General features: G+C 44.9%; 23 protein-coding genes and 1 tRNA gene. 2 read left to right on the forward strand and 22 right to left on the reverse strand.

Annotated features, from left to right (window positions below):
* Positions 1 to 67 precede the first annotated feature (67 nt).
* The 5 genes from gpmI to MKX35_RS02465 all read right to left on the reverse strand — a co-directional run bounded on the left by gpmI (position 68) and on the right by MKX35_RS02465 (position 5,857).
* Entirely contained in the window at positions 68 to 1,612 is a 1,545-nt protein-coding gene (gene gpmI / locus MKX35_RS02445; RefSeq protein ID WP_042123328.1) for a 2,3-bisphosphoglycerate-independent phosphoglycerate mutase, read from the reverse strand.
* 1 nt (position 1,613) lies between these two features.
* A complete protein-coding gene (tpiA, locus tag MKX35_RS02450; RefSeq protein ID WP_042123325.1) occupies positions 1,614 to 2,366 on the reverse strand; it encodes a triose-phosphate isomerase in 753 nt (250 codons plus the stop codon).
* 27 nt (positions 2,367 to 2,393) lie between these two features.
* Positions 2,394 to 3,575 carry a phosphoglycerate kinase gene (locus MKX35_RS02455; protein WP_042184036.1) on the reverse strand — a complete coding sequence of 394 codons (1,182 nt, stop codon included), beginning with the start codon at positions 3,573 to 3,575 and terminating at the stop codon, positions 2,394 to 2,396.
* A 116-nt stretch (positions 3,576 to 3,691) separates the two neighbouring features.
* Positions 3,692 to 4,702, reverse strand: a complete 1,011-nt coding sequence (gene gap / locus MKX35_RS02460; protein ID WP_036687120.1) for a type I glyceraldehyde-3-phosphate dehydrogenase — start codon at positions 4,700 to 4,702, stop codon at positions 3,692 to 3,694.
* Between the two features lie 102 nt (positions 4,703 to 4,804).
* A complete protein-coding gene (locus MKX35_RS02465; RefSeq protein WP_042123320.1) occupies positions 4,805 to 5,857 on the reverse strand; it encodes a sugar-binding transcriptional regulator in 1,053 nt (350 codons plus the stop codon).
* Positions 5,858 to 6,192: 335 nt separating this feature from the next.
* On the opposite strand from MKX35_RS02465, the gene MKX35_RS02470 reads away from it, so the two are divergent.
* Both MKX35_RS02470 and clpP read left to right on the forward strand, forming a co-directional pair.
* Positions 6,193 to 6,267, forward strand: a tRNA-Arg gene (locus MKX35_RS02470).
* 193 nt (positions 6,268 to 6,460) lie between these two features.
* Positions 6,461 to 7,057 carry an ATP-dependent Clp endopeptidase proteolytic subunit ClpP gene (gene clpP / locus MKX35_RS02475; protein ID WP_060626469.1) on the forward strand — a complete coding sequence of 199 codons (597 nt, stop codon included), beginning with the start codon at positions 6,461 to 6,463 and terminating at the stop codon, positions 7,055 to 7,057.
* Between the two features lie 95 nt (positions 7,058 to 7,152).
* On the opposite strand, the gene MKX35_RS02480 is transcribed toward clpP, so the two are convergent.
* The 17 genes from MKX35_RS02480 to MKX35_RS02560 form a co-directional block, all read right to left on the reverse strand.
* Positions 7,153 to 7,791 carry a GDSL-type esterase/lipase family protein gene (locus tag MKX35_RS02480; protein WP_076299968.1) on the reverse strand — a complete coding sequence of 213 codons (639 nt, stop codon included), beginning with the start codon at positions 7,789 to 7,791 and terminating at the stop codon, positions 7,153 to 7,155.
* Positions 7,792 to 7,900: 109 nt separating this feature from the next.
* Positions 7,901 to 9,001, reverse strand: coding sequence for a PdaC/SigV domain-containing protein (locus tag MKX35_RS02485; RefSeq protein ID WP_076299969.1), 1,101 nt, complete (start codon positions 8,999 to 9,001; stop codon positions 7,901 to 7,903).
* A gap of 126 nt (positions 9,002 to 9,127) precedes the next feature.
* Complete coding sequence (locus MKX35_RS02490) at positions 9,128 to 9,883, reverse strand: SIMPL domain-containing protein (RefSeq protein ID WP_042184030.1); 756 nt, start codon at positions 9,881 to 9,883, stop codon at positions 9,128 to 9,130.
* Between the two features lie 150 nt (positions 9,884 to 10,033).
* Entirely contained in the window at positions 10,034 to 10,303 is a 270-nt protein-coding gene (locus MKX35_RS02495) for an HPr family phosphocarrier protein (protein ID WP_036687106.1), read from the reverse strand.
* Between the two features lie 97 nt (positions 10,304 to 10,400).
* Complete coding sequence (gene whiA / locus MKX35_RS02500) at positions 10,401 to 11,330, reverse strand: DNA-binding protein WhiA (protein ID WP_042123310.1); 930 nt, start codon at positions 11,328 to 11,330, stop codon at positions 10,401 to 10,403.
* 144 nt (positions 11,331 to 11,474) lie between these two features.
* Complete coding sequence (locus MKX35_RS02505; protein ID WP_179085868.1) at positions 11,475 to 12,422, reverse strand: gluconeogenesis factor YvcK family protein; 948 nt, start codon at positions 12,420 to 12,422, stop codon at positions 11,475 to 11,477.
* Between the two features lie 57 nt (positions 12,423 to 12,479).
* Positions 12,480 to 13,379, reverse strand: a complete 900-nt coding sequence (gene rapZ, locus MKX35_RS02510; RefSeq protein WP_042123306.1) for an RNase adapter RapZ — start codon at positions 13,377 to 13,379, stop codon at positions 12,480 to 12,482.
* A gap of 45 nt (positions 13,380 to 13,424) precedes the next feature.
* Positions 13,425 to 14,375, reverse strand: coding sequence for an ROK family glucokinase (locus MKX35_RS02515; RefSeq protein WP_042184026.1), 951 nt, complete (start codon positions 14,373 to 14,375; stop codon positions 13,425 to 13,427).
* A 209-nt stretch (positions 14,376 to 14,584) separates the two neighbouring features.
* Positions 14,585 to 15,847 carry a DUF438 domain-containing protein gene (locus tag MKX35_RS02520; protein WP_076299970.1) on the reverse strand — a complete coding sequence of 421 codons (1,263 nt, stop codon included), beginning with the start codon at positions 15,845 to 15,847 and terminating at the stop codon, positions 14,585 to 14,587.
* A gap of 41 nt (positions 15,848 to 15,888) precedes the next feature.
* Complete coding sequence (locus MKX35_RS02525; protein WP_076299971.1) at positions 15,889 to 16,116, reverse strand: DUF1858 domain-containing protein; 228 nt, start codon at positions 16,114 to 16,116, stop codon at positions 15,889 to 15,891.
* Between the two features lie 200 nt (positions 16,117 to 16,316).
* The gene (locus MKX35_RS02530; protein WP_076299995.1) at positions 16,317 to 17,807 is read right to left on the reverse strand and encodes a UxaA family hydrolase; all 1,491 of its coding nucleotides are present in this window, start codon (positions 17,805 to 17,807) and stop codon (positions 16,317 to 16,319) included.
* Positions 17,808 to 17,841: 34 nt separating this feature from the next.
* Positions 17,842 to 19,311 (reverse strand): tagaturonate reductase, encoded by a 1,470-nt coding sequence (locus MKX35_RS02535; protein ID WP_076299972.1) that lies wholly within the window; start codon positions 19,309 to 19,311, stop codon positions 17,842 to 17,844.
* 163 nt (positions 19,312 to 19,474) lie between these two features.
* Positions 19,475 to 20,473 (reverse strand): LacI family DNA-binding transcriptional regulator, encoded by a 999-nt coding sequence (locus MKX35_RS02540; RefSeq protein WP_076299973.1) that lies wholly within the window; start codon positions 20,471 to 20,473, stop codon positions 19,475 to 19,477.
* A gap of 57 nt (positions 20,474 to 20,530) precedes the next feature.
* Positions 20,531 to 21,958 carry a glucuronate isomerase gene (gene uxaC / locus MKX35_RS02545; protein WP_076299974.1) on the reverse strand — a complete coding sequence of 476 codons (1,428 nt, stop codon included), beginning with the start codon at positions 21,956 to 21,958 and terminating at the stop codon, positions 20,531 to 20,533.
* Between the two features lie 309 nt (positions 21,959 to 22,267).
* The gene (gene trxB / locus MKX35_RS02550) at positions 22,268 to 23,221 is read right to left on the reverse strand and encodes a thioredoxin-disulfide reductase (protein WP_076299975.1); all 954 of its coding nucleotides are present in this window, start codon (positions 23,219 to 23,221) and stop codon (positions 22,268 to 22,270) included.
* A gap of 40 nt (positions 23,222 to 23,261) precedes the next feature.
* A complete protein-coding gene (locus tag MKX35_RS02555) occupies positions 23,262 to 24,998 on the reverse strand; it encodes a tetratricopeptide repeat protein (RefSeq protein WP_076286824.1) in 1,737 nt (578 codons plus the stop codon).
* A 234-nt stretch (positions 24,999 to 25,232) separates the two neighbouring features.
* Complete coding sequence (locus MKX35_RS02560) at positions 25,233 to 26,183, reverse strand: ribose-phosphate diphosphokinase (protein WP_042123288.1); 951 nt, start codon at positions 26,181 to 26,183, stop codon at positions 25,233 to 25,235.
* Between the last annotated feature and the right edge of the window lie 2 nt (positions 26,184 to 26,185).

Consider the following 26,185-nt stretch of genomic DNA (forward strand, 5'->3'; position numbering starts at 1 on the left):
TTAGTTAATCTCCTTTAAACAATGTTTTGGTTTTGATTGTTGAAGCTTAATCTTAGGTATTGTTTCCTTATTTGCGACTAGCGATCATGGATTGACCAGTCATTTCCGCAGGTTGCGGAATTCCCATCAGATCCAGAATGGTTGGTGCTACATCAGCAAGGATACCGCGATCGCGCAATACAACATTTTCATCCGTAAGGATGAACGGAACCGGGTTAGTGGTATGAGCTGTGAACGGACGACCGTTCTCATCAAATACCATGTCTGCATTACCGTGATCGGCGATAATGATCGCAACGCCACCCTTGGCAACTACTGCGTCCACTACTTTACCTACACACTCATCAGTTACCTCTACAGCCTTGATTGTTGGCTCCAACATACCGGAGTGTCCAACCATATCAGGGTTTGCAAAGTTAAGGATAATAGCATCCTGTCTTTCCGCTTCGATTTCTGCTACGCAGGCTGCAGCCACTTCGTAAGCACTCATCTCAGGTTGAAGATCATAGGTTGCCACTTTAGGAGAGTTGATCAAGATACGAGTTTCTCCTGGAAGTTCCTCATCACGTCCACCACTGAAGAAGAACGTTACGTGCGGATACTTCTCAGTTTCCGCGATGCGCAGTTGCTTCTTGTTGTGTTGCACAAGTACTTCACCCAATGTGTTATCCAGGTTCTTCGGTGAATAGGCTACATAACCTTGTACCGTTTCACTGAAAGTAGTCAGGCATACGAAGTGCAAGTCTTGCGGGAACAAAGGACCCCGGTCGAAACCGCGGAAATCTTGATTCGTGAACACTTGTGACAACTGAATAGCACGGTCAGGGCGGAAGTTGAGGAACACGACAGAATCGCCGCTCTCTACTGCCGTTACCGGCTTGCCTTCACTGTCTACAATCACGCTAGGTTCAACGAATTCGTCGAACACGGAATTTGAATAAGATGCAGTGATAGCTTGCAGAGCATCTGTGTATTTCGGTCCTTCGCCATAAACCATAGCACGATAGGCTTTTTCTACACGATCCCAACGTTTGTCACGGTCCATTGCGTAATAACGCCCGGATACCGTTGCAATTGTACCTACTCCAACTTCTTCAATCTTAGCAACCAGATCTTGAACAAACTTCTTACCACTATCTGGAGGTACGTCCCGGCCATCCATGAAAGCATGGATATACACTTCGTGCATATCTTCTTTCTTAGCCAGGTCAAGCATAGCAAACAGGTGATTAATATGGCTATGTACCCCTCCGTCGGATACAAGCGCGTAAAGATGAAGCTTTTTACCTGTGTTCTTAGCATTTCTAACTGCGGCTACCAGTGTTTCATTATCGAAGAATTCGCCCTCACGGATCGATTTATCGATACGAGTCAAATCCTGGTATACAATCCGTCCTGCACCAATATTTAAGTGCCCTACTTCAGAGTTGCCCATTTGGCCTTCTGGAAGACCAACAGCTTCACCACAAGCAGTAAGGGTAGTATTAGGATATTGTTTCAAGTAACGGTCATAGTTAGGTTTGTTAGCTTGAGCAACGGCGTTACCTTCAGATGTTCCACGCAAACCGAAACCATCCATGATGATCAAAGCTACAGGTCTTGGAGCTGACATCTTACTTCGCCCCCTCAACCAATTGAACGAAGGAAGCAGGCTGCAAGCTGGCACCGCCAACAAGCGCACCATCGATGTCGCTTTGGCCCATGTACTCAGTTACATTCTCAGGCTTCACGCTGCCGCCGTATTGAATACGAACAGCTTCAGCTGTTGCAACATCATACAAATCTTTTACAAGACTGCGAATGTAAGCAATAACTTCGTTAGCATCTTGGGAAGTGGAAGATTTACCTGTGCCAATAGCCCAGATAGGTTCGTATGCAATGACAACTTTTGCTGCTTGCTCGGCACTAAGTCCTTGGAATGCAGCTTCAGTTTGTACTTTACATACTGCTTTAGTTTGATCAGCTTCACGCTCTTCGAGCTTTTCGCCAACACATACGATTGGAGTGATACCGTGACGGAATGCAGCATGCATTTTCTTATTCACGATTTCATCTGTTTCGCCAAAATAAGCACGACGCTCTGAGTGACCAATGATTACATAGTCTACGCCAAGATCGCTAAGCATTACACCACTGATTTCTCCTGTGTAAGCACCGTTATCTTCAAAGTGCAGGTTCTGTGCGCCAATCTTGATGTCTGTACCTTTTGCAGCTGCTACAAGTGCAGGCAGGTTAGTAAATGGGGCGCAGATTACAGTCTCAACGCCTTCTACTTCTGCTTTGCCTTTGATGTCAGCAATAAAGCTTTCTGCTTCAGGAACTGTTTTGAACATCTTCCAGTTACCCGCAATAATTGGTGTTCTCATGAATTTAATTGCCTCCTTCTATACGTCTTACTTGTCGTTCAGTGCTTCTACGCCAGGAAGCGCCTTGCCTTCCATGAACTCAAGGGATGCACCGCCACCAGTGGAGATGTGATCCATTTGATCAGCCAGGTGGAATTTTTCTGCTGCTGCTGCGGAATCTCCGCCGCCAATAACAGTGTAACCTTCAGTTGTTGCACAAGCTTTTGCTACTGCAAGTGTACCTTCAGCGAATTTATCGATTTCGAATACGCCCATAGGTCCATTCCAGACAACCAGCTTGGAGTTCTTGATAATATCGGCATAAAGTTCACGAGTCTTAGGTCCGATATCAAGTCCTTCCCAACCTTCTGGGATTTCATTGTAATTAACGATCTTAGTGTTAGCATCAGCACCGAATTTATCAGCAACAACAACATCAACAGGAAGCATGAAGTTTTTGCCAAGTGCTTTAGCTTTTTCGATGAATCCAAGAGCAACGTCAAGTTTGTCGTTGTCTACAAGTGACTTACCGATTTCAAAGCCTTGTGCTTTAGTGAATGTATAAGACAATCCACCGCCGATCAGGACGTTATCAGCCAAAGACAACAAGTTATCAATAACATCAATCTTGTCTTTAACTTTCGAACCACCGATGATCGCAGTGAAAGGACGTTCTGGGTTAGTAAGAGCTTTACCAAGAACGGTCAATTCTTTCTCCATCAAAAGACCGGATACAGCTGGTAGGAAATGAGCGATACCTTCTGTCGATGCATGTGCACGGTGAGCCGCACCAAACGCATCATTGACGAACAAATCAGCCAGTTCAGCGAATTGTTTAGCCAATTCAGGATCGTTCTTTTCTTCGCCTGGGTAGAAACGAACATTCTCAAGTACAAGTACGTCGCCTTCGCCTAGCTCAGCAATTTTTGCTTTGACAGCTTCGCCAACAGCTTCGTCAGCTTTAGCTACTGGTTTGCCGAGAAGCTCGGACAGACGTTCAGCAGCAGTAGTCAAACGCATGGAATCTACGAATTGACCTTTAGGACGACCCATGTGACTCGCAAGAATGATCTTTGCACCGTTCTCAATCAAATATTTAATGGTTGGAAGGGTTTCGCGAATACGAGTATCATCAGTAATCTTACCGTCTTCTACAGGTACGTTGAAATCCACGCGTACAAATACGCGTTTACCCTTTACTTCTACATCACGGACGCTCTTTTTGTTCATGATTAATTCCTCCACACCCAAAGTTGTTTCTAGCAGGAAACAAGAAATACATTTAGAAAGAGCGGAAACAAGGAACTTCTGTTTCCGCTCTATAGATGTTACTTATATCAAGTCAATTACTTAGCGATTTTAGCGAATTTCTCCAAAGTACGAACCAATTGTGCAGTGTAGGACATTTCATTGTCATACCAAGCAACAGTCTTAACGAGTTGTTTGTCGCCAACAGTCAATACTTTAGTTTGTGTAGCATCGAACAGGGATCCGAAAGTCATACCTTTGATATCGGAAGATACGATTTCATCTTCAGTGTAACCATAAGTGTCTGGATCGGAAGCTGCTTTCATTGCTGCGTTGATTTCTTCAACAGTAACGCTCTTATCAAGAACAGTTACAAGCTCAGTCAGGGAACCAGTTGCAACTGGAACACGTTGAGCCGCACCATCCAATTTACCTTTAAGTTCTGGAATAACAAGACCGATTGCTTTAGCAGCACCAGTAGTGTTAGGAATGATGTTTTCAGCTGCTGCACGAGCGCGTCTGAAGTCACCTTTAGCGTGTGGAGCATCCAAAGTGTTTTGGTCACCAGTGTAAGCGTGAATTGTAGTCATCAAGCCTTCAACGATACCGAACTTGTCGTTCAATACTTTTGCCATTGGAGCTAGGCAGTTCGTTGTGCAAGATGCGCCGGAAATAACAGTCTCAGTACCATCAAGAATGTCATCGTTAACGTTGTAAACGACAGTTTTCATGTCGCCAGTAGCTGGAGCGGAGATAACTACTTTCTTAGCTCCACCTTTCAAGTGTTTTTCAGCTGCTTCTTTAGTTGTGAAGAAACCTGTGCACTCAAGTACGATATCAACGCCTAGGTCGCCCCATGGCAATTCTTCAGGGTTGCGGTTAGCAAGAACCTTAACTTCTTTGCCATTGACTTTGAAGAAGCCATCATGCACTTCAACATCACCTTGGAATTTACCTTGAGTTGTATCATATTTAAGCAAATGAGCAAGCATCTTAGCGTCAGTCAAGTCGTTGATTGCTACCACTTCGATACCTTCTACATTTTGAATACGGCGGAAAGCAAGGCGTCCAATACGTCCAAATCCGTTAATTCCAACTTTTACACTCATTGAATAGTTCCTCCTAGAATTCGTTTTATTTATTCAAAACAGACCGTGAAGCCTGTCATGACAACAATGTTAAGTATGATGCAAGATATATGTTCTAGTGAGTTACGAGGATATCTGTAACTGATTATCAATTTCCTTGCCGATTTCCACAGCAGCAGCCTCGTCGGTGACGAGTATATTCTCCTGCCCGAAACGCAGCATGGCATGAATGGCTTTGGCCTTTGGTTTGCCTCCAGCAATACCGATGACTGTCTCCGTCCGAACAATATCTTCTAGACGTAGTCCCATCGTAAGCATCGTATGGACAACCTGACCATCTTCGTTAAAGTAATACCCAAAGGATTCAGCCACGGCTCCCTCACCCTGGATTTCTGAGACAGTTGCCTCATCCAGCTTGCGGCGGCGAGTCATTTCAATGGCATCCCCAATCCCATGTACAATAATACGCGAACTGCGGATGATTTGTACAATCTCTCCAATATTAGAGTCAAGTGCTAGTGACTGGTAGGCATCCCCACTAAGTAAATCAGGTACATGCAGCAACCGGTAATTCGCTCCTACCCGTTTTGCCATTGTTGAGGCAATCGTATTGGCTTGAATCTCCATACTCTCTCCTAATCCACCACGCGCCGGAACAAACCAAGCGTTCTTATAGGAAAGCGATAACGGCGGTGTCAGTTGATCAGCCATATCGGCAAGCGTTGATCCACCTGTGACAGCAACTATATCATCTGTACGAAGTACACTGAGCAGCGCTTTTGCACCCGCTCGGCCAAGCTCACGTTTGGTGAACGGCGATGACTCACAATCACCCGGCACCACAATAACTTTATCCAGACCGTACGTTGCCCGAATTTTCTCTTCCAGCTCATCCAGACCAAACAGGCTCTTAACGACCGGCTCTAGCAAATCAAGCAGTCTACGTCCAGCAGCGCTAATGCGCATGCCAACACTCTCGATCTCAATGAGCCCTTGCGATTTCAGAAGATCCGTCTCGGCACGCAGTACCCGCTCAGTCATATCAAGCGAAGCGGCAAGCGTTCTGCGCCCAATTATATCGGACAGCATGATCTGATGAAGAATCGTGTACCGTCTCTTAAGGGTTTCCATGAGATCAGGCAGAAGCTGCTTTTGGATATCTAATAAATTACGCATACTTTCACTCCTGCAACTTCGTCTTCCTCTATTCCCTTGTTCATGGTCTCAAAATGTCCCGGGTAAACTTTTTAAGTCCCACTCATATTCTAACCAAATATTGCTCGAAGTGCAAGTCTTCCGAGAGTAGAATTCTCAAGCGCTTGTCTTCTTATACATTTATAAGATTGGGAAAGAGGTTCAGCTCCAAAAAACCTGTCATTAACAATCCAGATTCTTACGCTGAGTGAAACACAATGTACGCTTGTCCGCCTTGAAGACTAGGGATAGAGCCTGTGTACAGTATTATTAATTCATTGCAATTGCACAGAAATTGTATTATAATCATTTTTGTTGCGCCCGTGGTCCAATGGATATGACGTAGGCCTCCGAAGCCTGAGATCCAAGTTCGATTCTTGGCGGGCGCGCCATTAATTTCACTTTTGTACATAATTTAGTAGTGCCTATACTACTACTTAACCAAAGAGCCGCGTGTCGGCTCTTTTTTTTGAATATAAGTTTGACTTTCTTTGACTTTTTGTTTGAATTTGTTTATCATGTGGGTAATACGGCAAGAGTAAAAATGAATACATTTGAAGAACCAATATCAAGGAGGTTTTCCACGTGAGTTATATTCCTATGGTAGTAGAACAGAGCAACCGCGGTGAGCGCGCTTATGACATCTATTCCCGCCTGCTGAAGGACCGCATCATTTTCCTTGGAACGGAGGTTAATGACGTGGTAGCCAATTCTATCATCGCACAAATGCTGTTCTTGGCTGCCGAAGATCCGGAGAAGGACATTCACCTTTACGTGAATAGCCCCGGCGGTTCCATTACTGCAGGTATGGCTATTTTTGATACAATGCAGTACATTAAACCGGATGTTTCCACCATCTGTGTAGGTATGGCAGCTTCCATGGGAGCTTTCCTACTTAACGCTGGCGCTAAAGGCAAACGCTTCGCACTGCCTAACAGTGAGATCATGATTCACCAACCTCTGGGTGGTGCTCAAGGTCAAGCAACGGATATCGAAATCCGTGCCCGCCGTATCCTCAAATTGCGTGATAAGTTGAATCGTATTCTTGCAGAACGTACGGGTCAACCGCTAGAACGTATTGAGAAGGATACAGATCGTGATTACTTCATGACTGCTGCAGATGCGGCAACTTACGGTATCGTTGATAAAGTCATCGAGAAAACACTGCCTAGCGGTGTGTAAGCTATAAAACAACACAAAGAGGCTGTGCCCTATCCACTTGATGGTTAGCGCACAGCCTCTTTACTTTTCAGACCACCACTTCATACGAATCTCAGTTAAATCAAACCGCCATATCCAAGCGCATCGAGTTTCTCAGCAATCACACGGTAGCCTCGGCCATTCGGATGTAAGTGGTCAATCGATAATAGCCCTCTCTCATTTCCTGCAAACTCACTATAGATAGAAGCAAACCCACATACTCGGCTACTATACTGTGAGGCATAGCGGTTAAACTGCCGCACCCACTCTGTAGCACCCACTACCTGAGGATAAGGATTATACAGTCCCACAATCCGAATGATAAAAGGTCTACGCGTTCCCGTCTTCAATTGGAAGAGGATACTCATAATTGCAGCAAAATTTTGTTTGCATTCTTGCAATGATCTTCGCAGCTCTTTAGATAAATTTTCAGGTTGTCTAGCTGCAGCCTTCGCAGCATGGATTAAATCGTTGCCACCGATGGATAGAGTGATGATGTCGGCTGCTCGAATGGCTTCGCGAGTCATTGCACTCCCCCGCAGCCGCTGTTCCAGTTCAGAAGTAGTCAATCCATTCACGCCCAAATTCGTAGAGGCTACATTAGAACGCAGTCTCCCTTCCGCCATTCTACGGTACACCGGTACAAAACCGTTCCCTGGCAGAGCGCCAAATCCAGTCGTCAAGGAATCGCCAATTGCAGTGTATTGATAGCTCATAGCTCTCCCCCGTTCATAAACTAGTTACTCCATTTAGCATATGAATTCGAGGTGATTCTGGTAAGGGGGAGATGTCCAGTGGTGACACTAGCGGGTACGACTTCTCTATTTATTTTACAGCAGCAAATGGGCTACCGCCTTCCGGCAACAATTCTTTGAAAGTAAAGGGATATTCCGGGAACCCCGCAGCATAAGCTGTGTATTCATACAATTGGAAGAACAGAACGACCTGATCATCCTTCAGATAAAAATACTTTTCCGTATTCAATCCGTTGAACCCTCCCAAATAACTTTCCTCCGCTTTTACTAGCTTGTTCAACTTAGCATTCAACTCTTTTTTGTAGTTTGGGTTAGCTCCGAACAGGTCGCCCAACAGTAGACGTTTGCCATCCTTGAGCGAAAAGGTAAACGCCTCCCGATTGGTCATACCATGAGCGCCGCCCGTATCGCTATACTGTGACATCACTAAGCTGATCACACCATCCTGATTGTAGGTCACCACATAATCTATATCATAGGTATACTTAGGTTCTGACCCGGATCGATTCGAGATATCCTTCTCTGCGCCTGCAGCGAATTTCATGGCACTTTCTTTCAAAATATCATTCATGGCCTGCTGTTCGTTGGAATTGCTTAATCCACTAAACTTCGGATAATCAAGCTGGATCAAAGCCTCTTTTCGATCCTTAACATAGGTCTCCGTAGTTACTATCAACGCATTCTGTGATCTATTCACCACATTCAACCTACTAGAGCCCCGACTCCAATCCACTTTATAGCCCAAATAATCATTTAACAGACCGGATGGAACATAAAGCCGGTTGTTTATTAGCTTTCCTTCATACTCTCGAATGTAATAATTGTTCACCCAAATTGAAGTACCATAGCTAGATAACAGCAACTTGGCCTTAGTCGTTCCCTTTCCGATCGTGTATGCATTTTCTTTTTTATCATAAGTTAGAGGTAATTGCAGCACATCACGCATAAAGGTAATCGGAATCCAGACCTTCCCTTCCTGCAAAATACCTGTCTGCTGAGAAATTACCCCGTTCGCCTTTAAAGCTATACTTGCAGCAATAGCCTTGCTCTTCGTCTGATCAGACGCTGCATAACCCTTATCACTAGGCAGCAATCCTCCACCAAGCAATAATCCCGCCGACATCAAACCTATGCCCCATTTGCGTACTGTTTCTTTTGAAATATTCATCATCTTGTTTTCCCACTCCTTTCCAGTTTATTAAACCTAATCTTGGAGAATTTACACAAAAAAAGAGGCGCCCCCCACTATTACTAGTGGAAGATCACCTCTCCTCTCTGCAATCATCTTGTTCTGCTACTATTTCAATTCATACATTACGCTCAGCTGTGTTGTAACTTTAACTACTCCCGGTTGAACGGATGTGCTTGCACCAGCATCTGCTGCAGCCATTTCCATTTTTAGATTTTGTTCAAAATAAACCGGAGTGACATTGCCATCATTTTGGCTGACCGTGATTACTTGACCCAAGCTACGTTTAGCTGCCTTAGCAATAGCACCTGCTTTAACATCTGCGTTCGCCATCGCCTTTTCAATCACCTGAGCTTCAAAGGCAGAAGTATCTTCCACGGAAAAACGTGCATTTCCGATATTATTTGCCCCCGCCGCAGATGCAGCGTCTAGCAATTCACCAACCTTGGTCAGATCTCTATAGGACACTAACAGTGTATGATTCGCGTTGTATCCTTTCACTTGCTGTCCTTCTTTTTCGCTATAACTGTAGTTGGGTTGCACATAGAATTGGGTACTTTGAATATCCTTATCTGCGATTTTCCAAGTCCCCTTCAGTAGTGTAGTGATCTTTTGGATTTTAGCAGCATTTGTTTTTTGCGCTTCTTGCGCAGTTGTAGCCGTAGTATCCACACCGATGGACAAGTATACAATATCCGGCTTGATGGACAATTCACCTTTACCTACTACACTAACGACATTTTTCTGCACTTCATCTGCGTAAGCCTTTGCGGGACCTTGGAAGACTCCACTCATGCTAATCCCTCCAATTAACAAACTTCCTACAATCAACACTGAACCAATCTTTTTTACCAAACCTTTCATATTTGCCAGCCCCTTTCATCTTTTGTGATTTGTTATTATCCTCTAGACGAGTCTTTTTGGTAAATGTTGCACAGTTAAAATCTATTTTTTGGTATAAAAAAAAGCCCCTGGGGGCTTTTTAGTCATGCGATAGAAAGTCATTTCAAAAGATTATTGGTTCTCAAGCTCTTCTTTGCTGACGAGACTCGTCAAAGCGTTTACAGCTTGATCCGCGTCTGCACCATCCGCGCTGATATAGATCTCCGTGCCGGAACTGATCGCTAGGCTCATAATACCCATAATACTTTTGGCGTTTACTTTTTTATCGTCTTTTTCCACGAAAATCTCCGACGAAAACTTGTTAGCTTCTTGCACAAACAATGCTGCCGGTCGAGCGTGTAGCCCTGTCTTCAACCGAACAACTACCGGGTGCTTTGTCATGAAACGCTTACCCCCTAATTGAGTTCTCCCCAAAAATTTCACATTAATTTTATATTATTATATCATTATAACGTAAACCACACTAGAAAAAAAGTGACTAGCCGCCTCGAACCTTGTCCGCCAGTTCATCAATCTTACGAAGACGATGATTTACTCCGGACTTACTAACCGTACCTTTCAGCATTTCACCAACCTCTTTAAGGTTGATATCTGGATGTGCCATTCGAATTTCTGCAACTTCCCGCAGTTTATCCGGTAGGCTCTCCAGCCCCACTTCTCGCTGCAGCAGTTTGATATTCTCAATCTGCCGCACCGCGGCACTTATCGTTTTATTGAGATTCGCGGTCTCGCAGTTCACGATCCGATTCACGGAATTACGCATATCACGCATAATTCTTACATCCTCAAATTTGAACAACGCTTGATGCGCCCCGATCAGACTTAAGAATTCGATAATCTTCTCGCCTTCTTTAATGTATAGAATGAACCCTTTTTTACGTTCAATGCAGCGTGCGTTTAGGTGAAATTCACCAGCCAGATCGACCAGCGCCTTACAATGCTCCTCATACATCGAGGAAATCTCCAAATGATAAGAGGAACCCTCCGGATTATTAACGGATCCGCCCGCCAAAAAGGCACCCCGCAAATAAGCACGCTTACAGCAGTTATTCCCAACAATCTCTTTATCAATACCGTCGGTAAAAATAAATCCTTCGGACACAATTCTGAGATCATTTAAGATTTCCTGTACGCGACTAGGGATTCTAACGATATAAACGTTATTTTTCTTCAAACGCATTTTTTTACGCACGAGTAGCTCAATATGGACCTGGTAATATTTCTTAAGTAAAGAATATACCCGCCTTGCAATCGCGGCGTTCTCCGTCGAAATGTCGAGAATCACCTTTTTGCTTGAAAGCTGCACAGATCCATTCATACGGATAAGCGCTGACATTTCCGCCTTCTCACAACAGGGCTCACTCTCCACCATCGTCAGCTCTTTTTTTGTAAGGGCCGCAAAAGACAAGGGTCTCACCTCTTTCTGAAAATAAGTACGTCATTCATATATACAAGCATTAACGCCTTCGGCGTCCTTTTGAGGACGGTAAGCGTTTAAGCGAGAAATATAAGAAAGTATAAGTGTAAAACTTATATTTTCTTATATTTTAAGTTATACCCTAGGGTTTCTGTTTATCCAATCTTGCACAAGCTGATAGATATGATGACTAAGCTTATCGGTATCATGCCTTAAATAAGTTCGGAATAACACTAGCTTATCCGCTATAACTTTATATGCACTGCCTTCTAGTACATCCTTATCGAGCTGTACCGGACGCGCACCCTTCTCAGCGTACTTCGACTGCACCTGCTCAGGAATTTCACCGTCATTCACAATAATATAATCAAATAAATGAATCCCAATATGATCATAAACGGCTTGTAGATGGTCATTTACAGTATAATTATCCGTTTCACCAGGCTGAGTCATTACATTGCAGACAAAAATTTTGATTGCATCAGAAGATACAACTGCTTCTGCTAGCTTCGGAACAAGTAGGTTCGGAAGAATGCTCGTATATAGACTCCCTGGACCCAAAAGAATTGCATCAGCATTTCGAATCGCTTCAAGTGCTTCAGGCAACGGTTCCACATCAGCAGGCTCCAAAGAAACCCGTTTAATGATCCCGCCTGCTTCCGGTATCTTAGATTCACCCGTGATAATCGTACCGTCCGACATTTCTGCACGCAATACTACGGCATCCCCCGCAGCGGGTAATACCCGTCCGCGAACAGCAAATAATCGGCTAAGCTCACGAACAGCTGTGACAAAATCGCCAGATATATCTGTAAGCGCGGCAAGAATTAAATTGCCAAGACTATGACCCGCCAAGCCTTCGCCCGTGTTGAAACGATATCTCATAATATCCGCCATGAGCGGCTCTACATCAGCCATAGCTGTTAATACGTTGCGGATGTCCCCAGGAGGCGGCATTTGCAGTTCACTGCGCAAAATGCCCGAGCTTCCTCCATCATCTGCTACGGTAACTATAGCTGTAATATCTAGCGGCTTTTCTTTTAAGCCGCGAAGCATGACAGATAGCCCCGTGCCACCGCCCATAACGACGATACGTGGACGCTGTCTTTGTTCTTCAGCCACTATGGACCCCTTCTCTCATTAGTGCCGATCACGCTCGGAATCCCGATGACTAACGGCTACGGATTCCGTTTCGCTGACGCCCAGCATTTTGCCCAAATATTCAGAAATGGCTACTGAACGGTGTTTCCCGCCTGTACAGCCAATGCCGATAATAATCTGGGATTTACCTTCCCTACGATATTGCGGAATTAAGAAATGAAGCATATCGAGCAGTTTGGTCAGGAACACCTGTGTTTCAGGCCACTTCATTACATAGTCATAGACATCGCTGTCCTGACCTGTTTTTGGCCGCAGGTGATCCACATAATGTGGGTTAGGCAAAAAGCGAACATCGAAGACGAGGTCTGCATCAATAGGAATACCATACTTAAATCCGAACGATGTAATGTTGACGGAGAGTGTACTTTTTCCTAAATGCGAGAACCGAGAAACGATCTTCTCCTTGAGCTGCACTGGTTTCATACTGCTAGTATCCAGACATAATGTAGCTGAATTCTTTAATTCCTCAAGCATTTTACGTTCCAGCTTGATACCATCAAGCGGAAGTCCCTTAGGCGCTAGAGGATGATGACGCCGGCTTTCCTTGTAACGCTGCACAAGCACCGAATCCGTAGCATCCAAGAACAAGATTTCACAGCCAATGGTTGACTCATCTTTAATATAGGCTAGAGACTCGGACAAAGCAGTGAAGAATTCCCTACCGCGCAGGTCAATCACAAGCGCTACCTTGGCGATCTTACCCTTCGACTGCTCAATCAGTTCTGCAAACTTAGGGATCAGCACCGGCGGCAAATTATCGACACAGAAGAACCCTAGGTCTTCCAGACTCTGCACAGCAATTGTCTTACCCGCACCTGACATTCCAGTAATAATGATCAGGGTGGCTCCAGCCGTTGGAGTATTGTCCAATTCGGTCATTAAAGCGTCCCCTCCCTAAATTAGTATATGAATACTCCCTATCTTTTAAGAACGAAGCAGAAGACCTGCTGCACCCACAATACCTGCATCATTACCAAGCTCTGCAGGAATAATCGAAACACCAGTCTGAAGCGGAGCCGGTGCGAGCTTAGCAAACACACGACGAACTTCATCAAATAGAATATCTCCAGCCTTAGACACACCACCACCAATGATGAAGACCTCAGGGTTAAGCACGGCTGCAACAGAAGCCATAGATTTACCCAGGTAGTATGCTGCACGGTTTACTATGCGAATCGCTACTTCATCGCCAGCCTTAGCCGCATCAAAGACTTCCTTCGCAGCAATCTTCTCTACCATTGAGAGGGAAGTACGATCACCACGAGCTACTGCATCGTTAGCCATACGAATAATTCCTGTAGCGGAGGAAACGGTTTCCAGACATCCCATATTACCGCAACCACATTGAATGGCTTCCAAATCCGGCACTACAGTGATATGGCCAAGCTCACCTGCTAGACCTGCAAAACCTTGATAAATCTTTCCGTTAATAATGATTCCGCCACCAACACCTGTTCCTAGCGTATAGCAGACACAATTTTCAATCCCGCGTCCTGCACCACTCCAGGCTTCACCCAGTGCAGCCACGTTCGCATCATTGTCTATTTTGACAGGCTTGTTCCAGCGATCTTCCAAAATGGAGCGAATCGGCACATCTTTAAATCCTATGTTGGGCGCAAGGATAATGATTCCTTCACGAATATTTGTGAACCCTGCTACGCCCGCGCCTACACCTGCAAGCTGATCCCAAGAGTACGGGGAATCCTCCACAATTTGGCGTACATACTTCTCGATATTATCGATAACAGTATCGACACCTTCTGCAGTTCCTGTGGGTCCCTCATAAGTATGCAGTAGCGTTCCCTCAGCATTGCAGATTCCAACCTTAATTGCAGTTCCACCCAAATCCACGCCAACGTAGATATTCTCAGACATGTAACAAGCCACCTTTTTTTATACTAAAATAGTTAATCCTAAGTACCAACTATAATAGAAGCCCCCTCTGTGGTCAAGGAAAGACAACACACCCGGGAATTCCTTATTTTAATACTATACTCTATTATATTCTAAAAAGACCCCCTTACGACTAAGTAAGAGAGTCTTCTGACTATATTATTATCTGGAAAATAACCTAAATCACCCATTTATTCTGACAAAATACGCTTTTGCCCCTCCAGTGCACGGATAGGTGCGATATTCTGTGTAAACTCCAGCGTACCCATATACCGACCAGTCTCGTCTCGGACGGCGAAATAACGGATATAGATAAATTTATCCTTGATGTTGATCCAGAAGTCCTCAGCATCCTTACGACCTGCCTTAAAATCTTCCAGAAGCTTCTCCACCACATGAACACTTTGAGGCGGATGACAGTTCTGTACCGTGCGGCCGATAACTGCCTTAGTTCGGGCAAAGATACGTTGCTTCCCGTGTGAAAAATATCGAACGACATCATTCTCATCAATGAATGTCAGATCTACTGGCAGGTGATTGAGTACTGTTTCGAGCTGATGCAATGACAACAGCCCTGTCTCAAAACGGATGAACCCTTCTTGCGGAGCGGCTCCCACTGCTTCACCCTGCAATGCTGCACCTTCCGGCTCTGCGGCACGTTCGGGTATCCACTCCTGCTCCGGCGCCGTTAGGCAGAATCCGATCTCATCGCTCTCCCGAGCGATTTTGACCCATTCGTCTTCCGTCAATTTATCCAGCGACATAGGCAATAAAATATTTTCTTCCTTAAAAATCATTTCATTAACTTCCTTGATGATCTCCGTAAGTTGAACACCAATATCTGCTGCATTTCCGCTGTAGCCGCTGAGCGCTGCTTTTGCATCTTTAATCATACGACGGATATGATCATCCACGCCCCACATTACCTTGGTTGGTCCATAAATGCCGTATTTTTCAAGGTAAGGGAACAACAGATTTTCTTTTCGACTATAGTGTTTATCTAGATCCAGCAGTAAGCTAAGATCCTCCAGCAGCTTAAAGATCAGCTCCTCGCTGTCATTCTTCTGGAATTTGGTAGCATGCAAATCTAAACGGAAGTTCACAAGTCTTTCAATCTCACGGTTTTCTAGCTTGAAGGTGTGGACTGGGTGGCCGGGTTGTTCTTCAGGCTTTGAGGAACGGTGAATTTGCTCAATAGAGCCTTTGAATATTGCTGTATGCACCGAACAAAGCCGCTGTACCTCGGATACTGGAATTCCCTCTTCAGTCATTAACGAATGCTCCATTGCAGAGATTTCCGCAACAGTAACATCACCTACAGCTTCCTCGAAGCGTGCCTTAACCTCTTCAACACTTTTGCCTGCATGCAGTTCTTTAATAATCTCCTTGAGCATGGCTTGGCGACGAGTTAGCTCCGGTACATCAACCTCGCGGTTATTTATCAATTCACTCATTATTGATCTCTCCTTAATGAAAATTTTGATGATAGATTCCTTTATTTCATAATCTCGAAGCCGTGTCGTTCAAATGCTAACTTCACGGTATCGAGATCCATTTTCTTCAGCTTGATTCCTTTGGATAAGGTCATGAAACGGCCAGCGGTCTGCAGCATACCTGGCTTAGCAATGTCCTTAAAGCCCAGCTCTACCATAATCTCAACGACCTCCGGATGCCGGGATACCATCTCGAAGATAGACTCATCCATTCGCAGCATTTTTTCCATTGGACTCTTCTCCTTTATATGAGAACTATTCTCAACAACAGATTAGCATAGGCCGTACAAAGCAATAGTGATTGCAATCACTAAATCAGAAGAAAGCAAGGACCGTTCTTTTAAAGATGGATTATGTAATGTGAAATTAAAAAAACTGCCCCCTACGCTAAATAGCATAAGGGACAGTCTAATTCGTAATAAATTATTTATTATAGCGTTACTCCTGTTTTAAATATGGATATCTCGCGGAAGTTATTCTTCTCGTTATTTACCCATTCCCCACTAGCCACGCTGATAATGTAGTTAATGAAGTCACGCAGAACCTCATCTGGAGAACCATCTTCAACCAACACACCTGCGTTAAAATCGATCCAGTGACGTTTGCCTTCATACAATGGGGTATTGGTAGACACCTTCATTGTTGGCACGAATGTACCAAAAGGCGTCCCCCGTCCGGTCGTAAAGATCACCAATTGGCAGCCAGCAGCAGCCAGAGCCGACGAAGCTACTAGGTCATTGCCCGGCGCGTTAAGAAGATTTAAGCCTTTGTTAGTGATAAGCTCTCCATACTTGAGTACATCCATTACCGTAGAATTACCGGATTTTTGAGTGCAACCCAGCGATTTATCCTCAAGCGTAGTAATTCCTCCGGCTTTATTGCCTGGCGAAGGATTTTCATATACCGGCTGTTTATAGTCCATGAAATACTGCTTAAAGTCATTGATGAGATCAACAATTTTGTGGAAAATAGCTTCGTCTGCAGCACGTTCCATCAGAATCTTTTCGGCGCCAAACATTTCAGGTACTTCAGTGAGTACAGTTGTGCCGCCTTGGGCAGCCATATAGTCAGACAGACGTCCAAGAAGCGGATTCGCTGTAATCCCGGACAGGCCATCCGAGCCTCCACACTTCAGACCAATCTTCAGCTCAGAGAGTGCGACTTCTTCCCGATGATCGCCCTGTACGTTATTGTAGAGTTCCTTCAGCAGCTTTACGCCTTCTTCAATCTCGTTTCCAACCTCTTGGGAGACAAGAAAACGCACTCGATCGTCATCGTAACTACCCAGCATGTCTTTAAAAATATGCAAATTGTTATTCTCACAACCTAGTCCGAGCACAAGAACGGCGCCCGCATTTGGATGCTTAACCGCGTTAGCAAGTATTGTACGGGTATTGTCATGATCATCACCCAGCTGGGAGCAACCATAGTTATGCTTCAGTACGAGCACGTTATCGAACGGCGCAATATCCCCAACCTCTGCCTTAAAAATATTGATGATCTGCTCCGCCACTCCATTCACACAACCAACCGTAGGGACGATCCACAGCTCATTACGAATACCTACAGATCCGTCAAAGCGACGATACCCCTTAAAGGTCAAATTCTCCGTTTTAAAAGGATTGGGGGTCAGCTTCTGCTCAAAAGTATATTCCTCAACCCCTGTTAGGTTTGTCTTCGTATTATGGGTATGCACCCACTGGCCCGGCACGATAGGCGCTTTAGCATGACCGATGGGATAACCATACTTCAATACATTCTCGCCTTCGCTAATGCTGGTTAGTGCAATTTTATGACCTCTAGCAATATCTTCCGTAATTTTAATTTCTTTTGAACCAATCACAATGGTGTCGCCTGCTTGATAGTCTTTAAGTGCAACTGCCACGTTATCAGCCTCGTTGATCTGCAGTACCTCTTTCATAGTCTTAATCATGTCGTTATCCACCTCCTGTGTATTAGTTGTGTGCAGGTCTCTTCACGTACGCTTGCAGCGCTTGCTTCATACCTGTTCTCTCAATCGCAATGAGCCCTTCTGTCACCTTGTCATTAAGACCAGCCACTTCATTCAGGTCACAGCCCCAGCGATTTGTCGCTGCTAATACCTCGACAGCCAGTGCCCGTAACCCAGTGTCTGTGCCATCCCATCCTCCCCACAAGGAGGCGAACCATTCCAAAATATCCGCATCATCCGCCAGCTGAATCTCTTCTTCCCCTCTACGTCCTTTATAGAAGGCAATTAATGCACTCATTGAGAAAACAAGCTTCTCGGGCAATTGTCCTTTGGAATCTACATATTGCAATAAAGAAGGCAGATCTCTTGTCTTAAATTTCGAGATAGAATTAAGGGAGATGCTCATCAAGTAATGCTGCACATAAGGATTCAGGAACCTTTCCAATACCGCGTCTGCAAAAGAATTCAATTCCTCTACCGGCAGATCCAGCGTCGGAATGATCTCATCGTAGATTAAGGACTTCACGTACGCCCCAACCTCTTCGTGCTCAATGGCCTCGGCAACCGTATCAATGCCGTACAAATACGCTACTGGTGTCAATGCGGTATGAGCTCCGTTTAGAATTCTCACTTTACGCGTCCGGTAAGGGGTCATATCATCTACCACGACCACATTAAGACCTGCTAGTTCAGCCGGGAACTCCTTTTTAATCCACTGCGGTCCTTCAATCACCCAAAGATGGAATTGCTCGCCGATAACGACCAGCTTATCCTCATAGCCCAATTCTTCCGTAATCTCAGCAATGGTGTCTCTTGGATATCCAGGAACGATGCGATCTACCAAACTACAGCAGAAGGTGTTGGCTTCATTCATCCAGTTTACAAAGCCCTCTCCCAGATTCCACAGGTCAGCATATTTCAAAATAACCTTCTTAAGCTCATCCCCATTTCGGTCAATCAGCTCGCACGGAATGATGATAAAACCTTTAGAAGCATCACCGTTAAAAAATTCAAAACGCTTATACAATAAGGCCGTCAGTTTACCTGGGAAACTGCTCTGCGGAGCATCGGTTAACTTGTCGCCCGCTTCAAAAGCAATTCCCGCCTCAGTGGTGTTGGAGACGATAAAGCGCAGCTCTGGATTCTCGGCAAGCTTCATATACTCCTCATGCTGGGCAAAAGGATTAAGCGTTCGTGTAATACAGTTGATGACCTCATGTTCTTTTACCGCTGCTCCATCTTTGATTCCTTGGAGATACAACGTGTATAAACCGTTCTGAGCATTTAGCATTTCTGCAAGTCCGTTACCCAGCGGTTGTACAACCACCACGCCACCATTGAAATCCGTTTTTTGATTCATGGTATGAATCTGCCAATCTACAAAAGCGCGCATGAAATTGCCTTCTCCAAATTGCAGAACCTTCTCAGGATATTGTTTGTAAGCTCTCCAACTATCACTATTTAATCTGTTCATATAAACGCCTCCTAATTTATAAATGCACACGTAAAACTAATTAAATATACTTTATAAGAAAATGTTTATATTACTATTTTATTAATTTATGCACACGTGAAAATTTTAGTTCAAAATCCTTCACAAGTGAAAGGATCATGCTGCTATGCGCAGCTTTTTGCTTCTACAGTTTCCTAACCGATTCTCTCGCAATAAACTTCGTATCAATGGAGGTTAGCCCGTCATTCTCCAAAGGTTCTTTAATTAAGCTTAGCAGCTTGCGGGCTCCTTGCTCGCTGATCTTCTCAATAGGACGTTTAACTGTGGTAAGCGAAGGATTCGCAAAGAGCGAAAATCCAATATCATCAAAACCAACAATAGAAACATCGTTCGGCACCTGCAGCCCGCGCTCAAACACAGCTTTCATAGCCCCGATCGCCATATCGTCATTGGAACAGAATACTGCCGTCGGCGGTTTTTCCAAATCTAGCAGCTTGCCCATCGCCTCATATCCACTTTGCATATCGTAATTACCATTTCTCATATAATCGTTACGAACAGGGATATTATGGTCAATCAAAGCTTTTATAAAACCGTCTCTGCGTTCCTGCGTGGATTTAAAGCCCTCAACACCTTCAATGATCGCAATGTCTTGATGCCCCGACTCAATCAGGTGTTTGCCTGCATGATAAGCGCCTTCCCGATCATTCGAGATGATATTAATAATGGAGCGATCATCTATCTGCCGATTCAGCACAACGATTGGAATGCCTTGCTGGACAACATGGTAAATGAATTTATTATCTGCTTCACTCTGGCTCATTAGAATAATTCCATCAAAGCGTTTGTGATGAATAGAGGAATATTCCGCATAATCGTCGATCCCACGGATGAACAGATTATACTCTACATCTATGACACTATTTACACCACGAATCGTATCAGAGAAGAAACCAGACGTGGTGCCGTTGGCGATACTCGTGAAGAACAAGCCAATGGTGTATGACCGCTGCATCACAAGGCTTTTGGCATTGTAATTGGGGACATAACCCACTTGCGCAGCGATCTCGGCAATTTTTTTACGTGTAACTTCTTTAATTAGGGGACTGTTGTTAAGTGCTCTTGATACAGTTGTATGTGAAACATTCGCCAGTTTGGCGATATCCTTGATTGTAGGTGCCATGGGTCAACCTTCCTTATCAAACGGGTTTGGCTCTTCCATGTAAGGATATCATAACGATTACCTAGTCACCAATGCCTGTTTCGAGAAATTGAAATAATGATCAGCGTTATTGTAACAGATATTCTCAATCATACTACCCAGTAGCTCCATATCCTCCGGAGCTTCTCCATTCTCTACCCAAGAGCCTACAAGATCACATAGGATTCTTCTAAAATACTCATGTCTGGTATATGATAAAAAACTTCTAGAGTCTGTTAGCATCCCGACAAACTGGCTAAGCACACCGAGGTTAGCGAGCGTCTTCATCTGTTCCAGCATGCCATCCTTATTGTCATTGAACCACCATGCCGTTCCGAATTGAATTTTCCCTGGAATACCGCCCCCTTGGAAGCAGCCCATTAAACCAGCAATGACATGATTATCATTAGGGTTCAGTGAGTACAAAATGGTCTTAGGCAGCGCATTCTCACGGTCCAGCGCATCTAACAGACCTGCCAGCGGTTTAGCAATCACGCCATCATTAATCGAATCATAGCCGGTATCAGGGCCGAGTCGTCCGAACATTACGCTGTTATTATTGCGTAGCGCATGGATATGGAATTGCATCGCCCAATCCAGCTCGTTGTACAATTTGCCAAGGAATACTAATGTGAACCCTTTATATTTCTTTTCTTCTCTCTCACTTATAGTGCCTTCACGAAGAGCTTTGTTGAATATAGCCGTAGCTTCCTCCAAGGTAGCAGGCTCAAACATTACTGCATCCAAAGCATGATCGGATACACGGCCCGCTCTGGCATGGAAGAATCTCACTCTGCTCTCCAATGCTTCTAGAAACTGACCATAATTCTCAACATCCATTCCTGAGACTTCGCTTAGCTGGGCTACCCAAGGCTTGAAGGTAGGACGATTAATCTCAAGGGCTTTATCTGGACGAAACCCCGGAACTACGCTGGCATCGAATCCACTCAAGCTGCTGATTTTTTCATGATATTCCAGAGAATCTACTGGGTCATCGGTGGTACATACAACAGTTACTTTCGATTTAACAATTAGATCTCTCGCTCCATATCCTTCACCTTGCAACTGTCTGTTCACTTCATCCCAAATCTTCGGAGCATTAGCCTCATTTAGCAAATCATATACTCCAAAGAAACGCTGCAACTCAAGATGTGTCCAATGATAGAGCGGATTCCCGATAATCTTAGGAACGGTTCTAGACCATGCCAAGAACTTTTCATAGTCACTAGCATCACCAGTAATGAACTTCTCCTCTACACCATTTGCCCGCATCACTCTCCATTTGTAATGGTCGCCATACAGCCAAGCTTCGGTAATATTGTTGAACGTCTTGTTCTCATAGATCTCTTGAGGACTGAGGTGGCAATGATAGTCGATAATAGGCATATCTTTCGCATGATTATGAAACAGCTTAATGGCGGTCTCGCTCGACAACAGGAAGTTCTCATCCATGAATTTTTTGCTCATGAGGTTTGCTGCTCTCCTTTATAATCATAATGGGAGTTACGATTAGTTTAACGTGAACATTTTTCAGATTATGATATTTTAACTTATTTATTTCTTTAAATTATAATAATTTGGTTGCTAAATATGTTCGAATTGTTTACGTTAACATTATCTCTTATTGTAAACGTATTTTTAAAATGCGCAAGCCCTTTTCGAAAGACATTGTTACAGTTATTTTAACAGCACCCAGCTTCCTGCTACAAAAAAAGCAGGCGCCCCTTTAAGATAAGGATCACCTGCTTGAATTCATTCCGATTAAATTTAGTTATATTAACTACCCAAGTTTTCGCTCCAGTCATGTACCATTGTGCCCTCAAGATATTTCTCAGCGTCCATTGCTGCCATACAGCCAGTCCCTGCTGCGGAGATCGCTTGACGGTAACGGGTATCCTGTACGTCGCCGCAAGCGAATACACCCGGAATGTTCGTCTCGGTAGTACCTGGATTTACTACAATATAACCATTGGTATCGGTCGTAATCTGACCGCCCAAGAATCCGGTATTCGGCGTATGACCAATAGCGACAAACACGCCGTCCGCTTCGATGAGTTCTTCAAGCCCTGTAACATTGTTGCGAACCGTCAGTCCCTTAACTCCAGACTCGCCGGTTGTTACTTCAAGCGGTGTACGGTTAAGTGCCCACACAACCTTACTGTTATCGCGTGCGCGGTCCTGCATAATTTTTGAAGCTCTGAGCTCATCACGACGATGAACCACGGTTACGCTAGAAGCAAATCTTGTTAAGAAGCTGGCTTCCTCCATCGCAGAGTCTCCACCACCGACCACGATAATCTTCTTGTTCCGGAAAAAGAAGCCATCACAAGTAGCGCAAGTGCTGACCCCACGGCCCACATTCTCCTGCTCCCCTGGTATTCCTAAATATCTGGCAGAAGCACCGGTAGAGATAATTACCGACTCTGCCTCTAATACACCCAAACCATCTACTGTCACTTTAAATGGACGCTGTGAAAAATCCACTGAATCCACCCAACCATTCTTGAATTCAGCACCAAAACGTTCAGCCTGCTTCCGCATGTTGTCCATTAAATCCGGGCCGAGAATCCCTTCGGGAAAACCTGGAAAGTTCTCCACTTCCGTTGTCGTTGTCAGTTGTCCACCTGGCTGCATCCCTTCAATTACAAGTGGGTTAAGGTTGGCACGTGCCAGATAAATAGCAGCAGTAAGCCCGGCCGGGCCTGTTCCGATTACAATCGTTTTGTACATAACAGTGGCCTCCTCACAATAGGGTTTATGCATCAAGAATTTAGATATTTTCAGTAAACGGGGGAAGACTGTCGCTCACACTTCCCTGAAAACTACATTCATCATCGATACGCCGAGCATAACGACTGACCATCGACACGGATACGTCATAACGCTGAGCTACCTCGCGGTAGGTGACTGGAAGGTTATGCATTTTTGCGATCAGATATTCTAAAGCAGCACACCAGCCTTCCGTTTGACGGATAAAAGGAACATCTGGATATATGCTACTCACGAATTGCTTCCAAAGTAATTCAGCATCTTTTTTCTGAACGGCATCAAATCTCCGGTCCATCATACTTACCGTCTGGTCGATGACTTTTTGCCAATCTTCTCTCCATTCTGGTAATCCCTTCAGACGTGCATTAGAAGTTTCTTTGGCTTCCTGAAGTACATTTTCCTCCGGAACACTACCAATCAGTCGTTGCAGGCTCAGAAGCGCAGCTTCCTGCAGCTTTTCTTCCTGCAATGGCTGTTGTTTCAGAAGTCCTTGTAGAATCTCGGACATTTCTTCATCCTCAATCCAGCGCAGAGCTTCCGTAACCTGAAGCTTCGTATTGGCATCACCGTAGCGAAGTGCCCAGAAGAAGGAAGACCGAAGCAGTGGATTGTTCCGCACCTCTTCAGCAAAACTGCCTTTGTTGTCTTTCCACAGCTTCAGCTGCTCTTGAAAGGGGAGCTGATAGTTGTAACTGATTGGAGACAACGCCTTGCCTTCCCCCTGCGCTTGCTGCAGTTGGGCCAGAAAAAATCTCGGCACAGCCGATTCCGGATCCAGCTTAGCAGCTTTTTGCCAGCAACGCTGAGCCTCTGCATAGAGACCGCTATTACTTGCTGCTGCCGCACAGTAATGGTACAAACTGGCGTCACCGCCGACTTCCTCATCTTTCAGCAGGCGCCGAAAATGACCATAGGCGGTTCTATGCCGTCCCAGAATCCCCATCGTAGTGGCCATCTTGAATAAATGCTCCTGGTGAAAAGGAATAGTCGTCTCTAGCAGACGTAATAATCCAGCCAGTTGCCCGCGGTCACCTTCATACTGCAAAAAGATCGCCAAGTTACAAAGTGCGTGCAAATTCCCAGAGTCCTGTTCAAGCACCCGCATAATGCATTCTTTGGCTTTGGTAAAACGACCCATATAGAAATACGCAAGGGCTAGGTTGTTATGCGCCGCCAAGAAGTCTGGCGTATTGCTCACAATCTCTTCAAGCAAAGTTACGGCTTGTGTAAACTTGCCTTCCTCCAACAGCGCTCGGGCCCGCTCATGCTCTATTACCCCTTCCCGGCTTCTAATCCGGATAAGTGGTGCAGGACGATCCAGCTCATATTGCAGTAGTTCCATCAACTCTTCCGATTCGGCCAGAAATTCACCGTTCACATCTTCTTCGAGATAAGTAACAAGTGAGCGTTCTGCCTCCTCATAGCTTTCCATATTGGCGAAGTTGTTAGCCATATAGAAATAACATTCCGTCATTCCAGGATCAATATTCTCCAGCACATGGGTCAAAATGTCGTTAGACGCCTCATAATTACCCATCTCTGATAATACGCCTGCTACGTTACAATGATTTACCGGGTTCTCCGGTTCGTACTCTACAGCTTTGCGAAAATTCTTTAATGCCTTATCATATTGAAAGCGATCCAAGGACCGAACGGCTCTTTCAAAGAAAAAATTGGCATTCAGAGTGACAGGAATAACATTACCATTCTCCTCATACTCTGAAGTTCTCTCCATCATGGAAGCAAGGCACCCCCTTATAAGAAGCTTCCTTTTATACTAACGAAAAAATAGGAGGACGGCGCCCAATGGGGTATACCGGAGCTCCAAACTTAATCGCTATTCCGTTCCCTTTATGGGTGCGGCTATCTTCACACAGTATACCACATGTGACCGCGAGATTCTCAAGTTGAGAAAGACTCTACCACTCCACAAACAGCAACTTTTTCACATAAAAATAAAAAAGACGGGGAATTAAATTCCCGCGTCTCTGAAAAGCTTATCGATCGAACCGCCCTCAAGAATAATACGTGTAGCTTGTGCAAGCATCGGTGCCACCGATAAGACCGTAAACCGACTTGAATGATCATCTGGCAGCGCAATAGAGTCCGTAATGACCACTTCCTGAACAGAGGGATGGTCAAGCCGCTGCAGCGCAGGTCCTGAGAACAATCCATGCGTTGCACAGACGATACTGTCCTTCGCACCTCTCTCTTTCAGACCCTCAACCACATTCACGATGGTAGTCCCTGTATCAATCAGGTCCTCGATAATGATCGGTGTACGTCCCTCGACATCACCAATGACATGAGTGATTACAGATTCATTATGGGCTGGACGCTTCTTGATCATAATGGCAAAAGGTGAATCCAGCTTATTTGCCAGCTTCTCAGCCATTGATGCACGTCCGGCATCCGGAGAAACAATGACCAAATCAGACATAGCCTTGGCCTTCAAATGGCTGCTGATCAAATCGAGAGCAGTCAAATGATCGACCGGAATGTTGAAAAAGCCTTGAATTGCCGCTGCATGCAAATCGATAGTGATTACACGGGTTGCGCCCGCGGTCGTAAGTACATCAGCTACCATCTTAGCCGAGATCGGTTCACGAGGTGCAGACTTACGTTCCTGTCGAGCGTATCCATAATACGGCACAATAATGTTAACTGTACGTGCTGATGCCCGTTTAGCAGCATCTATCATCACGAGCAGTTCCACGAACATCTCATTAATGGGATGGGATAGGGATTGCACCAAAAATACGTCGCAGTTCCGGATGCTCTCTTCGTAATGCACGTAAATCTCGCCGCTCATGAAACGGGTCAGCTTAATCTGCCCCAATTCAACACCAAGTCGCTCTGCAATATCTGCCGCCAGCTTTGGATTCGACGAACCGGAAAAAATACGTAATTGTTGATGATGCATAA

The organism is Paenibacillus sp. FSL R5-0923 (assembly GCF_038009145.1).
GTDB lineage: Bacteria > Bacillota > Bacilli > Paenibacillales > Paenibacillaceae > Paenibacillus_AQ.

Bases quoted from the DNA above. Each gene is read 5' to 3' on its own strand.
- gpmI (WP_042123328.1), bottom strand. From the start codon at position 1,612: ATGTCAGCTCCAAGACCTGTAGCTTTGATCATCATGGATGGTTTCGGT.
- tpiA (WP_042123325.1), bottom strand. From the start codon at position 2,366: ATGAGAACACCAATTATTGCGGGTAACTGGAAGATGTTCAAAACAGTT.
- MKX35_RS02455 (WP_042184036.1), bottom strand. From the start codon at position 3,575: ATGAACAAAAAGAGCGTCCGTGATGTAGAAGTAAAGGGTAAACGCGTA.
- gap (WP_036687120.1), bottom strand. From the start codon at position 4,702: ATGAGTGTAAAAGTTGGAATTAACGGATTTGGACGTATTGGACGCCTT.
- MKX35_RS02465 (WP_042123320.1), bottom strand. From the start codon at position 5,857: ATGCGTAATTTATTAGATATCCAAAAGCAGCTTCTGCCTGATCTCATG.
- MKX35_RS02480 (WP_076299968.1), bottom strand. From the start codon at position 7,791: ATGAGCTATCAATACACTGCAATTGGCGATTCCTTGACGACTGGATTT.
- MKX35_RS02485 (WP_076299969.1), bottom strand. From the start codon at position 9,001: ATGATGAATATTTCAAAAGAAACAGTACGCAAATGGGGCATAGGTTTG.
- MKX35_RS02490 (WP_042184030.1), bottom strand. From the start codon at position 9,883: ATGAAAGGTTTGGTAAAAAAGATTGGTTCAGTGTTGATTGTAGGAAGT.
- MKX35_RS02495 (WP_036687106.1), bottom strand. From the start codon at position 10,303: ATGACAAAGCACCCGGTAGTTGTTCGGTTGAAGACAGGGCTACACGCT.
- MKX35_RS02505 (WP_179085868.1), bottom strand. From the start codon at position 12,422: ATGGGCGGTGGCACGGGGCTATCTGTCATGCTTCGCGGCTTAAAAGAA.
- rapZ (WP_042123306.1), bottom strand. From the start codon at position 13,379: ATGACCGAATTGGACAATACTCCAACGGCTGGAGCCACCCTGATCATT.
- MKX35_RS02515 (WP_042184026.1), bottom strand. From the start codon at position 14,375: ATGTCTGAGAATATCTACGTTGGCGTGGATTTGGGTGGAACTGCAATT.
- MKX35_RS02520 (WP_076299970.1), bottom strand. From the start codon at position 15,847: ATGAGTGAATTGATAAATAACCGCGAGGTTGATGTACCGGAGCTAACT.
- MKX35_RS02525 (WP_076299971.1), bottom strand. From the start codon at position 16,116: ATGGAAAAAATGCTGCGAATGGATGAGTCTATCTTCGAGATGGTATCC.
- MKX35_RS02530 (WP_076299995.1), bottom strand. From the start codon at position 17,807: ATGAAAGAGGTACTGCAGATCAACGAGGCTGATAACGTGGCAGTTGCA.
- MKX35_RS02535 (WP_076299972.1), bottom strand. From the start codon at position 19,311: ATGAACAGATTAAATAGTGATAGTTGGAGAGCTTACAAACAATATCCT.
- MKX35_RS02540 (WP_076299973.1), bottom strand. From the start codon at position 20,473: ATGGCACCTACAATCAAGGATATCGCCAAACTGGCGAATGTTTCACAT.
- uxaC (WP_076299974.1), bottom strand. From the start codon at position 21,958: ATGAGCAAAAAATTCATGGATGAGAACTTCCTGTTGTCGAGCGAGACC.
- trxB (WP_076299975.1), bottom strand. From the start codon at position 23,221: ATGTACAAAACGATTGTAATCGGAACAGGCCCGGCCGGGCTTACTGCT.
- MKX35_RS02555 (WP_076286824.1), bottom strand. From the start codon at position 24,998: ATGATGGAGAGAACTTCAGAGTATGAGGAGAATGGTAATGTTATTCCT.
- MKX35_RS02560 (WP_042123288.1), bottom strand. From the start codon at position 26,183: ATGCATCATCAACAATTACGTATTTTTTCCGGTTCGTCGAATCCAAAG.